The sequence below is a fragment of the Streptomyces sp. NBC_00457 genome, assembly GCF_036014015.1.
Classification (GTDB): domain Bacteria; phylum Actinomycetota; class Actinomycetes; order Streptomycetales; family Streptomycetaceae; genus Streptomyces.
This window is the reverse complement of the sequence record NZ_CP107905.1, coordinates 3,157,382-3,174,182: the sequence shown is the minus strand read 5'-3', so window position 1 is coordinate 3,174,182 and position 16,801 is coordinate 3,157,382. Positions and strand designations below refer to the sequence as shown.

The following is a 16,801-nucleotide window of genomic DNA, read 5'->3' as shown; positions in this document are numbered from 1 at the left end:
CGCCTGGGCAGCAAGTCGTCATGACGCTGCCATGGCAATGCGGCGGATGCGCTTCCTGGCCGAGGAGGACTGGACGGGCCCGCTCAGCACCCGCGGCCGCTGGATCGTCGACGCAGACGGCGACCGCTTCAAGCTGCGCTCCGGCAACTGGCACGGCAAGAACTCCAAACTCCAGTGCGCCGACGGCGACTTCCTGATCGGGCCACTACAAAGGGCAGTACGCGGACGACGAGTACGCGGCCGGAATCGCGTTCACCGGCCGGGCGGGGTCGGCTCGAACGCCGGACGCGCTGTACTGCCGGAAGGTGAGCTGAGCAGCGGCAGCGGGTTGAAGGCGTGGTGCTGCCAGAGGAGGCGTGAGGTCTCTTCCGGGTAGCGGGTGACGGTCGGCCGGGCGTCGTAGAGCTGCACCAGGTGCTGCTCCATGTCGTACGCGGGCCAGCCGGGGTCGCCTTCGACGGCGAACCGCGTCCACGCGGCACGCATGCGTGCGGACAGCGCCTCCGCCTCGGGGGACTGGCCGTCGCCGAACAGCACGGCGGGCTGGCCGCGGTCCAGGTTCCCGAAGACGAGCGGTACGTCCAGGCCGTGGCAGGCGCCGAGGACGCCGCCCATGCCCGGGGCGGGCCAGGTCAGCTCGTAGACGTACGCCCGGCCGCCCGCGGCCTGCTGCTCGTGGGCGAGGCGGAGGCTCGGCATGCGGAACAACCAGTCCGAGAGGACCAGTTCGTGCAATGCATCGGGGCCTGCGTCGGGGAAGCCGTCGCGGAAGCGACGCGCGCCGTCCGGACCCGGGGCGAGGATGCGCAGCGCCGCCTCGGCCTGCTCCTCCGTGACCTGGCCGAGCGTTCCGTCGAGCAGGCTGAGCAAACGCTGCTCATCGCGCGCGTGCCCGACGAGGAGGTCGATGCCCCGGCCCGCGCCGTCGGCCAGGGCCTGCCAGGGCGTCACGGGAAGGACGTCGCCGTCGACGACGGGCGCGTACATGATCGACCGGTACGCGGCCCGGCCCCACCGCTCGACCGACTCGGGCATCCGGGCGGTGACCGCGTCTCCGGCGGCGGCCAGCAGCTGCGGGTCCACCGTGGACAGCTCGGCCGCCGTGGGACGCAGGCCCAACTCGGCCGCGCATGCGGCGCCGATGTCGGCGGCGAGTTCCGGCGAGAAGAACGTGCCCTGCACGCTCTGCGCGACCGCCCTCCGGAAGAGCCCGGCGGCACGCGGCATGGCCAGGAGCGCGGCCACGGAACCGGCGCCGGCCGACTGGCCGAAGACGGTGACGCGGTCGGGGTCGCCGCCGAAGCCCCGGATGTTGTCGCGCACCCACTCCAGGGCCGCGACCTGGTCGAGCAGGCCCCGGTTGGCCGGTGCGCCCTCGATCTGCGTGAAACCCTCCACGCCGATTCGGTAGTTGAAGGTCACCACGACGACGTCCTCGGCGAGACGAGCACCGTCGTACTCGGGCAGGCCGGACATGCCGAACGTATAGGCGCCGCCGTAGATCCACACCATCACCGCACGCCCCGCACCCGGGTCCGGCGCGGGCGTCCAGACATTGACCGACAGCCACTCGTCGCCCCGTGAGTCCGTCGCCGTCGCGTCCATGCCCTGCGGGGGCGGCGGCCCGAAGTCCAGGGCGGGCCGCACTCCGTCCCACCCGCGCGCGGGCTGAGGTGCGGCGAATCGGAGGGCGCCGACCGGCGGTTCGGCGAAGGGGATGCCGCGGAAGACCGCCACCTCACCCTCCTGGATGCCGCGCACCGTCCCGGCGGTCGTGCGGACCAGTACGGGCTGAGGTACGGGTACGGGCTGAGGCTCGGACGAGGCGAAGGCCATGCCCGGATCATCCCGTCGTGCCGCGCTGTGTGCCATTCATTTATGGCGGCTCAGCACTGGGGCCAAGGGTTCTGCCGGGACCGCCTACCCTTGAGGAATGACCAGCAGCAGCGACCGGAGCCAGGCAGTGGACGTGAAGACCTACGAAGTGCGCACCTACGGGTGCCAGATGAACGTCCACGACTCCGAGCGATTGTCCGGGCTGCTCGAAGAGGCCGGTTATGTGCGCGCCCCCGAGGGCTCCGACGGCGACGCGGACGTCGTCGTCTTCAACACGTGCGCCGTCCGTGAGAACGCCGACAACAGGCTGTACGGCAATCTCGGCCGCCTCGCCCCGAGGAAGGCCTCGCGGCCCGGCATGCAGATCGCCGTCGGTGGCTGCCTGGCGCAGAAGGACCGCGACACGATCGTGAAGAAGGCGCCCTGGGTGGACGTCGTCTTCGGCACCCACAACATCGGCAAGCTCCCGGTCCTGCTGGAACGGGCGCGCGTGCAGGAAGAGGCGCAGGTCGAGATCGCCGAGTCGCTGGAGGCGTTCCCGTCGACGCTGCCGACCCGGCGCGAAAGCGCGTACGCGGCCTGGGTGTCGATCTCCGTCGGCTGCAACAACACCTGCACCTTCTGCATCGTCCCGGCCCTGCGCGGCAAGGAGAAGGACCGCCGGACCGGCGACATCCTCGCCGAGATCGAGGCCCTGGTCGCCGAGGGCGTCTCCGAGATCACGCTGCTCGGCCAGAACGTCAACGCGTACGGCTCCGACATCGGCGACCGCGAGGCCTTCAGCAAGCTGCTGCGGGCCTGCGGAAAGATCGAGGGCCTGGAGCGCGTCCGCTTCACCTCCCCGCACCCGCGCGACTTCACCGACGACGTCATCGCCGCCATGGCCGAGACACCGAACGTGATGCCGCAGCTGCACATGCCGCTGCAGTCCGGCTCGGACACGGTCCTGAAGGCGATGCGCCGCTCCTACCGCCAGGAGCGCTACCTGGGGATCATCGAGAAGGTCCGCGCCGCCATCCCGCACGCCGCGATCACCACCGACATCATCGTGGGCTTCCCCGGCGAGACGGAGGAGGACTTCGAGCAGACGCTGCACGCCGTCCGTGAGGCCCGCTTCGCGCAAGCGTTTACGTTCCAGTACTCCAAGCGGCCCGGCACGCCCGCGGCGACCATGGAGAACCAGATCCCCAAGCAGGTCGTCCAGGCGCGCTACGAGCGTCTCGTCGCCCTCCAGGAGGAGATCTCCTGGGCGGAGAACAAGAAGCAGGTCGGCCGCACCCTGGAGCTGATGGTCGCCGAGGGCGAGGGCCGCAAGGACGGCGCCACCCACCGCCTCTCCGGCCGCGCCCCCGACAACCGCCTGGTCCACTTCACCAAGCCCGACCAGGACGTCCGCCCCGGCGACGTCGTCACCGTCGAGATCACGTACGCCGCCCCGCACCACCTCCTCGCCGAGGGCGCCGTCCTCGACGTGCGCCCCACGCGCGCGGGCGATGCCTGGGAGAAGCGCAACGCCGCCGAGACGGCCGAGCCGGCCGGCGTGATGCTCGGCCTGCCGAAGATCGGTGTGCCCGAGCCGCTGCCGGTGGCCACGGGCAGCGGCTGCGGCTGCGACTGACCTGGGGCGGCGGACCTGGGGCGGCGGACCTGAGCGAGGCGTGCGGCTCGGTCACAGTTGTACGGGTGTACGGGGTTAATCTGCCGACCATGCTTGTCGCCGCCGCCGTCTGCCCCTGCCCACCGCTCCTCGTGCCGGAGGTCGCCGCGGGCGCCGCGCCCGAGATGGACGCCGCGCGCGCGGCCTGCACGAACGCACTCGGCGTCCTCGCCGCCGCCCGGCCCGACCTGCTCGTGGTGCTCGGGCCGGCGGAGCAGAGCGGGCGCGGAACGCACCCCGAGGGCACACGCGGCTCCTTCCACGGCTTCGGCGTGGATCTCGACGTACGACTGGGCAGCGGCAAGGGCGACGACGAGACGGAAGCGGCGGAGTCGGAGCGTCGGCTTCCGGCCTCGCTCGCCGTGGCCGGATGGCTGCTGGAGCGCATCGGATGGTCGGGCGCCCCGATCGAGGGACTCGGTGTGGGGGAACCGCTGGCGGCCGAGCGGTGTATTGAAGTGGGAAGGGCGATCGCCGCGCGTGCCGAGCGGGTGGCGCTGCTGGTGATGGGCGACGCCAGCGCGTGCCGCACGCTGAAGGCCCCCGGCTATCTCGACGAGCGGGCGGCGCCGTTCGACGCGGAGGTCGCGCGTGCGCTCGGGACGGCGGACGTGGCGGCGCTGAAGGCGCTCGACGTGGAGCTGGCGTATGAGCTGAAGGCATCGGGGCGGGCCCCCTGGCAGATCCTTGCGGGCGCGGCCGAGGAGGCGCAGCTGGAGGGCGCGCTGCTGTACGAGGACGCGCCGTACGGCGTGGGGTACTTGGTCGCGACCTGGTCGTAGAGCCGTATTCGGGACGGCCGGGCGGTATCGGCCCCCGCGCGGATGAAACGGCGGACGGCCGGGAGCTCATCCGCTCCGCGGCCGTCCGTCGGTGTGCCGTTCAGGAAGTCGGCGGCGGCGAGTCCGGCGGCGGCGTCGTGGGTGCGTCGCCCGTGCCGGTGTCGTCCTTGTGCGCGAGTCGATCCATGGCTCCCTTGGCCTTGCCCGTACCCGACTGGATCTTGCCGCTGTACTTGCCCTTGGTCTTCTTGTCGACAGTCTCTGCGGCCTTGTCGAGGCCGTGCGTGATCTTGTCCAGGAGACCCATGGTCCACCTTCCCTCGCGGGAGCAGTTACGTGCGGGCGCCGTCGCCGGCCTCCCGGTCGGCAGCCTCCTCCGAGGACTGCTTGGGGATGTCGTGCTTGGGGACCTCGACACCCTCCGCGGCGGTGGCCTCGACGGTCTCGGCCGCCTCCTCCGTGGCCTCGGACGGCACCTTCGGCTCCGCCGCCTCAGTGGCCTCCGTCACGTCCGCCGCGGTGTCGGCCGTCGGTGTGTCGGCCTGTGCCTCGGCGGTTGACGTCTCCTCCGCAGTCTTCGACCTTCGGAGAAGTCGTGCAAAAACGCCCATATCCACTCCATACGTTACTCGTGCGGGCGAATTCCCGCGTAGCCCGGTGCGCCCGTTTGTGCGGCCCGGGTCACCGCCTCTCGAAATCGGCGGCGAAAACCTCGCAACAGGGAACGACCCCGGGCCCGTGCCGTCACGTAACTCGTTCGAGAGGGCTGCCGGAGGTTTGCGAGACTGGGTCGGTGAGCAGTGCACCCCCCGCCCCCCGCGTCATCGCCGTCGTCGGACCCACCGCGGCCGGAAAGTCCGATCTGGGCGTCTTTCTGGCCCAGCGTCTCGGCGGCGAGGTCGTCAACGCCGACTCCATGCAGCTCTACCGAGGGATGGACATCGGCACCGCCAAGCTGACGCCCGAGGAACGCTCCGGCGTCCCGCACCACCTCCTGGACATCTGGGACGTGACCATCACGGCGTCCGTCGCCGAGTACCAGAGACTCGCGCGAGAACGGATCGATGCACTGCTCGCTGCCGGACGCTGGCCGATCCTGGTCGGCGGCTCCGGCCTGTACGTCCGCGGCGCCGTCGACAACCTGGAGTTCCCCGGCACGGACCCCGACGTCAGGGCCCGCCTGGAGGAGGAGCTCACGCTCCGCGGCTCCGGCGCGCTGCACGCCCGGCTGGCCGCCGCGGACCCCGAGGCCGCGTACGCGATCCTCCCCAGCAACGGCCGCCGTATCGTCCGGGCCCTCGAGGTGATCGAGATCACCGGCAGGCCCTTCACCGCCAACCTTCCCGGCCATGACTCGATCTACGACACGGTCCAGATCGGCGTGGACGTGACACGCCCCGAACTCGACGACCGCATCGCCCGCCGGGTCGACCGGATGTGGGAGGCGGGGCTCGTCGACGAGGTGCGCGCCCTTGAGGTGCAAGGGTTGCGGGAGGGGCGTACGGCCTCGCGCGCGCTCGGCTACCAGCAGGTGCTCGCCGCGCTCGCGGGGGAGTACACGGAGGAGGAGGCGCGCGCCGAGACCGTCCGTGCCACCAAGCGCTTCGCGCGCCGTCAGGATTCATGGTTCAGACGCGATCCCCGGGTGCACTGGCTGAGTGGGGCGGCGGCGGATCTCACAGAACTTCCGCACCTCGCGCTGGCCTTGCTCGAACGACCGGTTACAGCCTGATCACGTCATGGCATCGGGACGCTCCGGCCACCATCCCGGCCTCCGGCGCCGTGCCATCATCGAGCTTCGATCGACCAAGTGGAGTCCGAGTTGGGAGGGCGCGTGGCGATGGAGGCCGGCCCTCGCGACACCGCACAAGACACCGACCCCCTCACCGCCGAGAGCGGTGAACGGGAGCCGGACAGCGACGGTCTGAGCCCGGACGGGCTCGACGAGGACAGTGTGACCGACGACGGCCCTGAACCCGACGAGATGCTCGCGGGCGGCCCGGAGGTCGAGGTCGAGCTGCGGCCGCAGCGCCGACTGCGCATCTGGCAGCTCGCGCCCATCGTCGCCCTGGCCGCGGTCGGCTCCTTGATGTTCGGATTCCCGCTGGCCTTCGACTTCGGCGACAGCGGCGCCGTGATCGCCATGCTGGGGCTGCTGATCTGCTCCTGCGCGGCGGGCTGGGGCATGATGGCCGCCCGCCGCGTCGGCTACACCTGGCCCGGCCTGCCCCAGCGCGGCTCGGGCCGCCGCCTGGACTGGCGAGTCGTGATCGCGTACGTCGTGGTGGTCGCGGCCGTTGTGGTGCTGGCCGTCTGGCGAGTGGCCCGGCTGCGCTGAGCCCGGTGTCGTACCCACCCCTTACGATCGAGGAATGAGCACGCGGATCGCCTTCCTCAAGGGGCACGGCACGGAGAACGACTTCGTGATCGTCCCGGACCCCGAGAACGCCATCGACCTGTCCCCGGCCGACGTCGCCGCCCTGTGCGACCGCCGCGCGGGCGTCGGCGGCGACGGGTTGCTGCATGTCGTACGGTCCGCAGCGCACCCGGAGGCCAAGGACATGGCGGCCGAGGCGGAGTGGTTCATGGACTACCGCAACGGCGACGGCTCGATCGCCGAGATGTGCGGCAACGGGGTGCGGGTGTTCGCGCGCTACCTCCAGCGCGCCGGACACGTCACCGAAGGTGACCTCGCCGTCGCCACGCGCGGGGGCGTGAAGAGCGTGCACATCGCGAAGGACGGCGGCGTCACCGTCGGCATGGGCAAGGCGCGTCTGCCTGAAGGGGACGTCACCGTGAGCGTCGGCGAGCGCAGCTGGCCCGCGCGGAACGTGAACATGGGCAACCCCCACGCGGTCGCCTTCGTGGAGGACCTCGCCCACGCGGGCACCCTGTTCACCCCGCCGCCCTTCAGCCCGGCGTCCGCCTACCCGGACGGGGTGAACGTCGAGTTCGTGGTCGACCGCGGCCCCGCTCACGTCGCGCTGCGCGTGCACGAGCGCGGCGCCGGCGAGACCCGCTCGTGCGGCACGGGCGCGTGCGCCGTCGCCGTGGCCGCTGCCCGAAGAGACGGCGCCGACCCCGCCGTCACCGGCACCCCGGCGACGTACACCGTCGATGTCCCCGGCGGGACCCTGGTGATCACCGAGCGGCCCGACGGCGAGATCGAGATGACCGGTCCCGCGGTGATCGTGGCCGAGGGAGAGATCGACGCGGAATGGCTGGAAAACGCGGTTCGGTGACGGTCCGTAGCGCAGCCCCCGACACCGGAAGTCCTGGTTTTACGGGCTCCTGAGGTCCAGAACTGCCGTTGGCCGCAGGTCACATGGCCGGAAATTGCAAACGTCCAGACCATCGCTCGAATGGGTGATCCGTTTCACGCTCGGCGAGAGGCGGTCAATCACGCGTGATGGGCTCGGTAGCATCAAGCACCGGCCCGGACGGGGGAACGAAGCCATCCCCTGAGCCGCCGTCCGCCATGGGGCAACCCCGTCCGCCGGTCCACGCAGCCGGAGGTGCCCATGAGTGCGGAGGCAACGAACCCTGCCGCAGGTCCCGTAGCCCCCACCGGGCCCCGCAGGAGGTCGCTCCCCAGGATCGACCTGCGCCGCCTTGGCCGTGCCGCGCTGCTCGGCCCCACCGCCCGTGACCGGCTGCCCGACGCCATCGGCCATGTCGTAGAGGCCCATCGCGCGCATTACCCCGACGCCGACATCGAACCCCTGCGCCGCGCCTATGTACTGGCCGAGTCCTCGCACCGCGGGCAGATGCGCAAGAGCGGCGAGCCCTACATCACACACCCGCTCGCCGTGACCCTGATCCTCGCCGAACTCGGCGCCGAGAACACGACCTTGACGGCCTCTCTGCTCCACGACACCGTCGAGGACACCGAGGTGACCCTCGATCAGGTCGGTGAGCAGTTCGGCGCCGAGGTCCGCTATCTCGTCGATGGCGTCACGAAGTTGGAGAAGGTCGACTACGGCGCCGCCGCCGAACCCGAGACCTTCCGCAAGATGCTCGTCGCCACCGGCAGCGACGTCCGCGTGATGTCGATCAAACTCGCCGACCGACTGCACAACATGCGCACGCTCGGCGTGATGCGCCCCGAGAAACAGGCACGCATCGCCAAGGTGACCCGGGACGTGCTCATCCCGCTCGCCGAACGCCTCGGCGTCCAGGCCCTGAAGACCGAACTGGAAGACCTAGTCTTCGCGATCCTGCACCCCGAGGAGTACGACCACACTCGCAAGTTGATCGCCGACAACGCGGCGCTCCCCGACGACCCGCTCGCCGAGGTCGCCCAAGACGTGCGCACCGTCCTGCGCGACGCGGGCATTCAGGCCGAAGTCCTCATCCGGCCCCGGCACTTCGTCTCGATGCACCGCGTGTCCCGCAAGCGGGGGCGCCTCAGGGGCTGCGACTTCGGCCGGCTGCTGGTGCTGGTGGGCGAGGACGCGGACTGCTACGGCGTTTTGGGCGAGCTGCACACCTGTATGACGCCCGTCGTCTCGGAGTTCAAGGACTTCATCGCCGTCCCCAAGTTCAACCTCTACCAGTCGCTGCACACCGCCGTCGCCCGGCAGGACGGCCAGGTCGCCGAAGTCCTCATCCGCACGCACCAGATGCACAAGGTCGCCGAGGCCGGCGTCGTCGCGCTCGGCAACCCCTACGCCCCCGCCCCCGAGGACCCGGCCGACGGCGAGCGCGTCGACCCCACCCGGCCCGGCTGGCTCTCCCGCCTGCTCGACTGGCAGGAGGGCGCTCCCGACCCCGACACCTTCTGGTCCACCCTGCGCGAGGACCTCGCCCAGGACCGCGAGATCACCGTCTTCCGGCCCGACGGCGGCACGCTCGGTCTGCCCGAGGGCGCGACCTGCGTGGACGCAGCGTACGCGCAGTACGGCGAGGACGCGCACGCCTGCATGGGCGCCCGCGTCAACGGCCGCCTGGCGACGCTGAGCACGGTCCTGCGGGACGGTGACACCGTCCAGCTCCTCATGGGGCAGGACCCGGCCTCCGAGCCCTCCAGAGAGTGGCTGGAGCACGCGCACACACCGGCGGCCAGGATCGCGATCCAACGGTGGCTCGCGACCCACCCGTCGCAGGCAGAACCCGAACCCGAGACCGAGCGCGATCCCGGGACGCCGTCCGCGGCCTCGCGGCCCGCCGCCGACGTTCCCGCCACCCGGCCGGGCGCCGCGAACGCGGTGGTCGACGAGCCCGGCGCGACCGTACGGCTCGCCGGCTGCTGCACACCCGTACCGCCCGACGAGGTCACCGGATTCGTGGTCCGCGGGGGAGCGGTGACCGTGCACCGCGTCGAGTGCGCTGCGGTAGCGCGTATGAAGAGCTCGGGGCGCGCGGAGGTCGGCGTGCGCTGGGGCGACACCACCGAGTGCCGGGTCACCCTGGTCGCCGAATCGTTCGGCCGCCCCCATCTCCTGGCCGACCTCACGGAAGCGATCGCCCTGGAGGGCGCGGAAATCGTGTCGGCGACCGTCGAACCCCCGAGCCAGCAACGCGTCCGCCACACCTACACCCTCCAACTCCCGGACGCCGCCCACCTTCCCGCCCTCATGCGGGCCATGCGGAACGTGCCAGGGGTGTACGACGTGGGACGGGCCCAGACACCGGGAGCGTAAGGGGCGGGACGCCGGCCCACGCGCGCGTGCCGCACCGTACGACCTCCTTCAGGACCCCTTTCGAGTGGGCCGGACGCGCGTCGTCGCCGTGCTCCGGGTGAGCCCTGGTAGCCGTGGTCCATGCTGCTCACCCCCCGCACCCCCCGACGGCTGAAGGCGGCCCTGCTCGCCTCCGCCGTGTCCGTCTGCCTCGTCGCGGCAAGTGCCCCGCCGGCCCCCCTCGGCGTCGGCGACCGCCTCTTCCCGCACCTGGGCAACCCCGGATACGACGTGGCGTCGTACGACCTGTCGTTCACCTATCCCGGCACCAACAGCAAGCCCCTCCAGGCGGTCACGACGATCAGTGCCTGGACGACCACCGCGCTGGACCGCGTCAACCTCGACTTCACGCACAGCGAGGTCAAGTCGGTCGAGGTCAACGGGGAAAAGGCGACCTTCTCCAGTGCCGAGGAGGACCTGGTGGTCACCCCGGCGAAACCGCTGCCCGCCGGCGAGTGGATGCGGATCACCGTGCGGCACACCAGCGATCCCCGGCCGGCGACCGGGGGCCGGGACGGGGGGTGGGTGCGGACCGCCGACGGGCTCGTCATGGCCAATCAGGCCGACGTCGCCCACCTGGTGTTCCCGTGCAACGACCACCCGTCGGACAAGGCGATGTTCACCTTCCGGGTCACCGCACCCGCCGGCCACACCGCCGTCGCCAACGGGATGCCGGCCGGCGTCGACCACGCGCGCGGGAAGACGACATGGACGTACCGGACCCGGCACCCCATGGCCACCGAGCTCGCGCAGGTCTCCATCGGCCGCTCCACGGTGCTGCACCGCACCGGGCCGCACGGCATGCGGATCCGGGACGTCGTCCCCACCAAGGACCGCAAGCTGTTCGAGCCGTGGCTGAAGAAGACCCCTGCTCAGATGAAGTGGATGGAGGGCAAGGTCGGGCCGTACCCCTTCGAGACCTACGGGCTGCTCATCGCGGAGGCGGACACCGGGTTCGAACTCGAGACGCAGACCCTCTCTCTCTTCGAGAGAGACCTGTTCACCGAGTCCGGCTTCCCCGAGTGGTTCGTCGACTCGATCATGGTGCATGAGCTGGCCCACCAGTGGTTCGGCAACAGCGTCGGCCCCCGCACCTGGTCCGATCTGTGGCTCAACGAGGGGCATGCCACCTGGTACGAGGCCCTGTACGCGGAGGAGAAGGCGAGCAAGAAGCTCCAGACCCGGATGAAGGCCGCGTACCGCTCCTCGGATGGCTGGCGTGCCGCCGGCGGACCACCGGCCGCACCCAAGGTGCCCGAGCCCGGCCAGAAGATCGGCATCTTCCGCCCGAACGTCTACGACGGCGCCGCGCTCGTCCTGTACGCGCTGCGCGAGAAGATCGGCCGCCCGGCCTTCGAGCGCCTGGAGCGGACCTGGGTGCAGCAGCACCGGGACGGCTCGGCGACCACGGCGCAGTTCGTGCAGCTCGCCTCCGAGGTGTCCGGACGCGACCTCGGCGGGTTCTTCCAGGACTGGCTGTACGGCACGAAGACCCCGCCGATGCCAGGTCACCCGGACTGGAAGTCGGAAGCGCCCGGCGCCTAAGCGGGCCCGGCGAAGTCCGCTGCGGTTCGCCAGCGCCCCGAAGGGGCGCGGGGCTGTATCAATATGCGGCTCCGCCGCGTGGGCGCGATCAGCCACGACGGTGCCGCAGTCGACCGACGGGATAGCGCGGCACCTCCGGCGGAGCGCATAGCGCCTGACCCGGGGCGCCCGACGAATAACACAGTGACGAGACGCCCCGTACCGTGCGACCATCGTCAGGTCGGCGGGTACGGGGCGCGGGAATCTCCCGGAGTGCTCGTACGTTGTGCTCAATGACCGCCGAAATGGCATTTCCAACGACGTAAGGACCCAATGACCTCCTCTTCTTCCCCTTCCCAGGACACTGAGCGCCTCGCGCACGCCTATCCCGAAGGTCTTCGGGCCGATGCCCTGATGGAAGAGGACGTCGCCTGGAGCCACGAGATCGACGGAGAGCGGGACGGCGACCAGTTCGACCGCTCCGAGCGCGCGGCCCTGCGCCGCGTCGCCGGCCTCTCCACCGAGCTTGAGGACGTCACCGAGGTCGAGTACCGACAGCTCCGACTGGAGCGGGTCGTGCTCGTCGGCGTCTGGACCACGGGCACCGCGCAGGACGCGGACAACTCCCTGGCGGAGCTCGCCGCTCTCGCCGAGACCGCGGGCGCGCTCGTGCTCGACGGTGTGATCCAGCGCCGCGACAAGCCCGACGCGGCCACCTTCATCGGCTCCGGCAAGGCCATCGAGCTCCGCGACATCGTCCTTGAGTCCGGCGCGGACACCGTCATCTGCGACGGTGAGCTCAGCCCGGGCCAGCTCATCGCCCTTGAGGACGTCGTCAAGGTCAAGGTCATCGACCGTACGGCCCTGATCCTCGACATCTTCGCCCAGCACGCCAAGTCCCGAGAGGGCAAGGCGCAGGTCGCGCTCGCGCAGATGCAGTACATGCTGCCGAGGCTGCGCGGCTGGGGTCAGTCGCTGTCCCGGCAGATGGGCGGCGGCAAGGGCGGCGGCCTCGCCACCCGTGGTCCCGGTGAGACCAAGATCGAGACGGACCGGCGCCGGATCCGCGAGAAGATGGCGAAGATGCGCCGGGAGATCGCGGAGATGAAGACCGGCCGCGAGATCCAGCGCCAGGTGCGCCGGCGCAACAAGGTGCCCTCGGTCGCCATCGCGGGCTACACCAACGCCGGCAAGTCCTCGCTGCTCAACCGCCTCACCGGCGCCGGCGTCCTGGTCGAGAACGCCCTGTTCGCGACCCTGGACCCGACCGTGCGCCGGGCCGAAACGCCGAGCGGCCGACAGTACACGCTGGCGGACACCGTCGGGTTCGTCCGGCATCTGCCGCACCACCTGGTCGAGGCGTTCCGCTCCACCATGGAAGAGGTCGGCCAGTCCGACCTGATCCTGCACGTGGTCGACGGTTCGCACCCGAACCCGGAGGAGCAGCTGGCCGCCGTACGCGAGGTGGTCAGGGACGTCGGTGCCACGGACGTACCCGAGATCGTCGTGATCAACAAGGCCGACGCGGCGGACCCGCTGACGCTCCAGCGGCTGCTGCGGATCGAGAAGCGCTCCATCGCCGTCTCGGCCCGCACCGGCCAGGGCATCGCCGAGCTGCTGGCACTGATCGACAACGAGCTGCCGCGGCCGTCGGTCGAGATCGAGGCGCTTGTGCCGTACACGCACGGCAGGCTGGTCGCCCGCGCCCACACCGAGGGCGAGGTGATCTCCGAGGAGCACACCCCGGAGGGCACCCTGCTCAAGGCGCGGGTGCACGAGGAACTGGCGGCGGATCTCACGCCGTACGTTCCGGCACCGCTCGCCTGACGCCGTACGAAACGGAAGGCCCGCCCCTGCTTCTACCGGGGGCGGGCCTTCCGCGTGCGCGTCGGCTGCCGGGTCATTGACCGCCGTACGCCTTGCTCACGTCCGTGGTGACCCAGCCGCCGCCGGAGCCGCCGTTTCACATCACTGGCCGGCGAACTTCTCGCTCACCGAGTCGTACACGCCCTTGGCTTCCTCACCCAGCCGCGGACCCGCCAGCCAGCCAGCGGTCACCGGGCCGATCGAGGTGTTGGAAACGAGCGTCTCCTCGCCGTCCGCACCCGTGGTGACCCAGCCGCCGCCGGACGAACCGCCGGTCATGGTGCAGCCAATGCGGTACATCGTCGGATCGGAGGCGTTGATCGACAGCCGCCCGGGCTTGTCCTGGCACTGGTACAGCGTCTGGCCGTCGAACGGCGCCCCCGCCGGGTAACCGGTCGCCGTGATGCTCTCCACCCGCTGCACGGCCGGTGCCTCGAAGTCCACCGGCAGCGCCGAACCGACCGTCTCCTCCAGCGACTTGCCGTCGCCGGTCTCGGGCGTCACATGGATGACGGCGAAGTCATACGACGCCCCGTCCCCGCCCGTCGCACCGCCCTGCTCGATCCACTGATCCGAGGTCTGCACCCAGTCGCCCCACCAGACACCGTAGGGAGCGACCTCTTCCTTGGTGGCGTTCTCCAGCTCGGCGGCCGACTTGCCCGAGTCGTTGTACGACGGCACGAACGCGATGTTGCGGTACCAGCCGCCGCTCTTGCCCGCGTGCACACAGTGGCCCGCCGTCCACACCATGTTGGACTTGCCGGGGTTGGCAGGATCCTGCACGACCGTCGCCGAGCAGACCATCGTGCCCTCGGGGGAGTCGAAGAACACCTTTCCTGCCGTGGCGGCGTTGTCGTGGTACGTAGGCGGTACGGCCTTGGCGTCCACCGGCTCGGGCGTCGGGTCGGTCACGCCCTGGTCACCGGCGAGGTCGCTGTCGTCGACGCCCTGGTCCGGCTCTTCGGCGTCCCGCATCCGGTCCGGGTTCCACAGGTCCTCGATGATGGGGTTGACGAAGTCCTCGGCCTCACGCAGCCAGTCGTCCTTGCTCCAGTCCTTCCAGGCGCCGTTCTTCCAGTTGTCTATGTCGATCCCGTGCTCTTTGAGCCGGTCCTTGATGTCGTCGGGGATCGTGATCTTGCCGTCGCCCTCGGCGGAGGCCGAGGCCTGGCCGCCCGCATCGGCGTCGCCCGAGTCGCAGGCGGTGGCGGTGAGAACGAGCGCGGAGGCTAGCGCGACGGCGGCCAGTACGGGGGAGGTTCTGCGGCGCGCGCTCCCTTCTCGGCGAGCGGTGAACGAAGGCCTTGTCGATCGCATGATCTGACTCCCCCTGAGGTAAACGAATGCGGCGCTGCGGCGTGCTCTCGCGCGGAGCCCACTTGATGGCGGCCGGCGCCACGGCGTCCAGGAACGGCAACTCACACTATGCGCTCGCTGTGGGGGACTTCCGACGGAACAGCAACAGTTCCGTCACGGGAAGGATCTTGAGGCAACCCGTAACCAGGTCAGCAGCGCGCGGTTGGTAGCGGTGGGGGGCGGCCTGCTGTCTGCGTGCGCGGTCCCCAGCGCTGCGTGCGCATGGCCAAGTGTGCGAAAAATGCCGGGTGTCGGGTGCCGGGCGGTTGATGCCGGGACCCGGGCGCCCCTGGACAGCGGGAGGACAGGGAGACGTGACCGTGACCGAGTCTGCGCCCGGGGGGACTGCGGAGCCGGCGGGGGTGTCTGTGGCACGTCATGCCGCGGGGACGCGCTCCGTGCACGAGGGGATCCTGCGGCGCCAGTCGGCGCGCGAGTCGGCGGCACGCACCTACGCGCGTGCCCTGCCGATCGTGCCCGTGCGGGCACGCGGGCTGACGATCGAGGGTGCGGACGGACGCCGTTACCTCGACTGCCTCTCCGGCGCCGGAACCCTCGCCCTGGGGCACAACCACCCGGTCGTCCTGGAAGCCATCCGCAAGGTTCTCGACTCCGGCGCACCGCTGCACGTCCTCGACCTGGCGACGCCCGTCAAGGACGCGTTCATCACGGAGCTGTTCCACACCCTGCCGCCCGGCCTCGCCGACCACGCGCGCGTGCAGTTCTGCGGACCGGCCGGCACGGACGCGGTGGAGGCCGCCTTCAAACTCGTACGGTCCGCCACCGGGCGCACCGGGATGCTCGCCTTCACCGGCGCCTACCACGGGATGACCGCCGGCGCCCTCGAAGCGTCCGGGCACGCCTTCGACGTACGAGTCACACGGCTGCCCTACCCGCAGGACTACCGCTGTCCCTTCGGCATCGGCGGCGCACCCGGTGCCGAACTCGCCGCCCGCTGGACCGAGTCCGTCCTCGACGACCCCAAGTCCGGCGTGCCGCGCCCCGCCGGGATGATCCTCGAACCCGTGCAGGGCGAGGGCGGGGTCATTCCCGCGCCCGACACCTGGATGCGCCGAATGCGGGAGATCACCGCCACCCGGTCCATCCCGCTGATCGCCGACGAGGTCCAGACGGGCGTCGGGCGCACCGGTGCCTTCTGGGCGGTCGAGCACAGCGGAGTCACCCCCGACGTGATGGTCCTTTCCAAGGCCATCGGCGGCAGCCTGCCCCTGGCGCTCGTGGTCTACCGCGACGACCTCGACGTCTGGCAACCCGGCGCCCACGCAGGGACCTTCCGTGGCAACCAACTCGCCATGGCAGCGGGGACGGCGACGCTGGCACACGTCCGCGAGAACCGACTCGCCGAACGGGCGGCCGATCTCGGCACCCGGATGCTTTCCCAACTCCGCTCCCTTGCTGATGAGTTCTCCTGCGTGGGTGATGTGCGGGGGCGGGGACTGATGATCGGCGTCGAAGTGGTGGATCCGGAGGCGGGTGCGGCGCCGGAACCGGGTGCTGACGGTGAGGTGGGTGGAGGCGCCCCCTGGGCGGGACTTGACCCGGCGGGAGGCGGAGGGGGACTGGCGGGCGGTTCGGGTGGTTGGGACAGTGCCGGTGGTGAGGCGCACACGGGCGCGGCCGCGCATGACCGCGCCGTCAGGGCAGTTGGCCCTGCGGATGCTCAAGCACCCCTTCGCGGTCCTCACCCGGCTGCGCCCCAACTCGCGGCCGCCGTACAGCGGGAGTGCCTGCGCCGCGGCTTGATCGTCGAGCTCGGTGGACGGCACTCGAGCGTCGTACGGCTCCTGCCACCGCTGACGATCAGCGACGAGCAGGCGACCGCAGTGCTCGACCGACTGGCCGACGCTGTGGCCGCGGTGGCCCGCGATCGTCATCCGTCCCGACGAGAAGCACCCGTCGCGCCGACGTGATGGCGCACCCGCCCAGCGAACGGGGTGGCTCGGCGACCCGGGAAGGGCTCGCCTGAACGCCCGTGCGTCCGCCGTCGCAGGGCACCGATGCGCCGCCCGGCCGGCTCTTTCGCACATGCCATCTCACCTCCCAGAGCTCATCGCGCAACGAGCCAGAACCGCCTCACG

At 70.9% G+C, this 16,801-nt stretch carries 13 protein-coding genes; 9 read left to right on the top strand and 4 right to left on the bottom strand.

The genetic code is table 11. The features are described from left to right. Nucleotides 1–252: 252 nt before the first annotated feature. Entirely contained in the window at nt 253–1,836 is a 1,584-nt protein-coding gene (locus OG828_RS14390) for a carboxylesterase/lipase family protein (RefSeq protein WP_328501353.1), read from the bottom strand. A gap of 97 nt (nt 1,837–1,933) precedes the next feature. Here OG828_RS14390 and miaB point away from each other — a divergent pair, with 97 nt between their 5' ends. After that, a complete protein-coding gene (gene miaB, locus OG828_RS14385; protein WP_328501352.1) occupies nt 1,934–3,454 on the top strand; it encodes a tRNA (N6-isopentenyl adenosine(37)-C2)-methylthiotransferase MiaB in 1,521 nt (506 codons plus the stop codon). Between the two features lie 89 nt (nt 3,455–3,543). Beyond that, nucleotides 3,544–4,275, top strand: coding sequence for a class III extradiol dioxygenase subunit B-like domain-containing protein (locus tag OG828_RS14380; RefSeq protein WP_328501351.1), 732 nt, complete (start codon nt 3,544–3,546; stop codon nt 4,273–4,275). A gap of 100 nt (nt 4,276–4,375) precedes the next feature. Here the strand turns inward: OG828_RS14380 and OG828_RS14375 are convergent, their stop codons facing one another. Together OG828_RS14375 and OG828_RS14370 are read right to left on the bottom strand one after the other, a co-directional pair. Continuing rightward, nucleotides 4,376–4,582: an antitoxin gene (locus tag OG828_RS14375; protein WP_328501350.1), complete on the bottom strand. Its 207-nt coding sequence runs from the start codon at nt 4,580–4,582 to the stop codon at nt 4,376–4,378. Nucleotides 4,583–4,607: 25 nt separating this feature from the next. After that, nucleotides 4,608–4,784, bottom strand: a complete 177-nt coding sequence (locus OG828_RS14370; RefSeq protein WP_328355413.1) for a gliding motility protein — start codon at nt 4,782–4,784, stop codon at nt 4,608–4,610. Nucleotides 4,785–5,068: 284 nt separating this feature from the next. On the opposite strand from OG828_RS14370, the gene miaA reads away from it, so the two are divergent. The 6 genes from miaA to hflX all read left to right on the top strand — a co-directional run bounded on the left by miaA (nt 5,069) and on the right by hflX (nt 13,307). Further along, nucleotides 5,069–6,007 carry a tRNA (adenosine(37)-N6)-dimethylallyltransferase MiaA gene (gene miaA, locus OG828_RS14365; RefSeq protein ID WP_328438170.1) on the top strand — a complete coding sequence of 313 codons (939 nt, stop codon included), beginning with the start codon at nt 5,069–5,071 and terminating at the stop codon, nt 6,005–6,007. Nucleotides 6,008–6,115: 108 nt separating this feature from the next. Continuing rightward, entirely contained in the window at nt 6,116–6,613 is a 498-nt protein-coding gene (locus tag OG828_RS14360; protein ID WP_328371841.1) for a hypothetical protein, read from the top strand. A gap of 34 nt (nt 6,614–6,647) precedes the next feature. Next, complete coding sequence (dapF, locus tag OG828_RS14355; RefSeq protein WP_328438169.1) at nt 6,648–7,517, top strand: diaminopimelate epimerase; 870 nt, start codon at nt 6,648–6,650, stop codon at nt 7,515–7,517. A 279-nt stretch (nt 7,518–7,796) separates the two neighbouring features. Further along, entirely contained in the window at nt 7,797–9,917 is a 2,121-nt protein-coding gene (locus OG828_RS14350) for a RelA/SpoT family protein (protein ID WP_328501349.1), read from the top strand. A gap of 120 nt (nt 9,918–10,037) precedes the next feature. After that, nucleotides 10,038–11,501: a M1 family metallopeptidase gene (locus OG828_RS14345; protein WP_328501348.1), complete on the top strand. Its 1,464-nt coding sequence runs from the start codon at nt 10,038–10,040 to the stop codon at nt 11,499–11,501. Nucleotides 11,502–11,813: 312 nt separating this feature from the next. Continuing rightward, a complete protein-coding gene (gene hflX / locus OG828_RS14340) occupies nt 11,814–13,307 on the top strand; it encodes a GTPase HflX (RefSeq protein ID WP_328501347.1) in 1,494 nt (497 codons plus the stop codon). Nucleotides 13,308–13,448: 141 nt separating this feature from the next. Here the strand turns inward: hflX and OG828_RS14335 are convergent, their stop codons facing one another. Then, nucleotides 13,449–14,663, bottom strand: coding sequence for a trypsin-like serine peptidase (locus OG828_RS14335; protein ID WP_328501346.1), 1,215 nt, complete (start codon nt 14,661–14,663; stop codon nt 13,449–13,451). Nucleotides 14,664–15,016: 353 nt separating this feature from the next. Between OG828_RS14335 and OG828_RS14330 the strand changes: the two genes are divergently transcribed. Next, nucleotides 15,017–16,633: a diaminobutyrate--2-oxoglutarate transaminase family protein gene (locus OG828_RS14330; protein ID WP_328438165.1), complete on the top strand. Its 1,617-nt coding sequence runs from the start codon at nt 15,017–15,019 to the stop codon at nt 16,631–16,633. The last annotated feature ends 168 nt before the right edge of the window (nt 16,634–16,801 follow it).

What these genes read in the sequence shown, in the direction of transcription:
- dapF (WP_328438169.1), top strand. Translation starts at nt 6,648, where the DNA reads ATGAGCACGCGGATCGCCTTCCTCAAGGGGCACGGCACGGAGAACGAC.
- miaB (WP_328501352.1), top strand. Translation starts at nt 1,934, where the DNA reads ATGACCAGCAGCAGCGACCGGAGCCAGGCAGTGGACGTGAAGACCTAC.
- hflX (WP_328501347.1), top strand. Translation starts at nt 11,814, where the DNA reads ATGACCTCCTCTTCTTCCCCTTCCCAGGACACTGAGCGCCTCGCGCAC.
- OG828_RS14335 (WP_328501346.1), bottom strand. Translation starts at nt 14,663, where the DNA reads ATGCGATCGACAAGGCCTTCGTTCACCGCTCGCCGAGAAGGGAGCGCG.
- OG828_RS14390 (WP_328501353.1), bottom strand. Translation starts at nt 1,836, where the DNA reads ATGGCCTTCGCCTCGTCCGAGCCTCAGCCCGTACCCGTACCTCAGCCC.
- OG828_RS14350 (WP_328501349.1), top strand. Translation starts at nt 7,797, where the DNA reads ATGAGTGCGGAGGCAACGAACCCTGCCGCAGGTCCCGTAGCCCCCACC.
- OG828_RS14360 (WP_328371841.1), top strand. Translation starts at nt 6,116, where the DNA reads ATGGAGGCCGGCCCTCGCGACACCGCACAAGACACCGACCCCCTCACC.
- OG828_RS14380 (WP_328501351.1), top strand. Translation starts at nt 3,544, where the DNA reads ATGCTTGTCGCCGCCGCCGTCTGCCCCTGCCCACCGCTCCTCGTGCCG.
- OG828_RS14375 (WP_328501350.1), bottom strand. Translation starts at nt 4,582, where the DNA reads ATGGGTCTCCTGGACAAGATCACGCACGGCCTCGACAAGGCCGCAGAG.
- OG828_RS14345 (WP_328501348.1), top strand. Translation starts at nt 10,038, where the DNA reads ATGCTGCTCACCCCCCGCACCCCCCGACGGCTGAAGGCGGCCCTGCTC.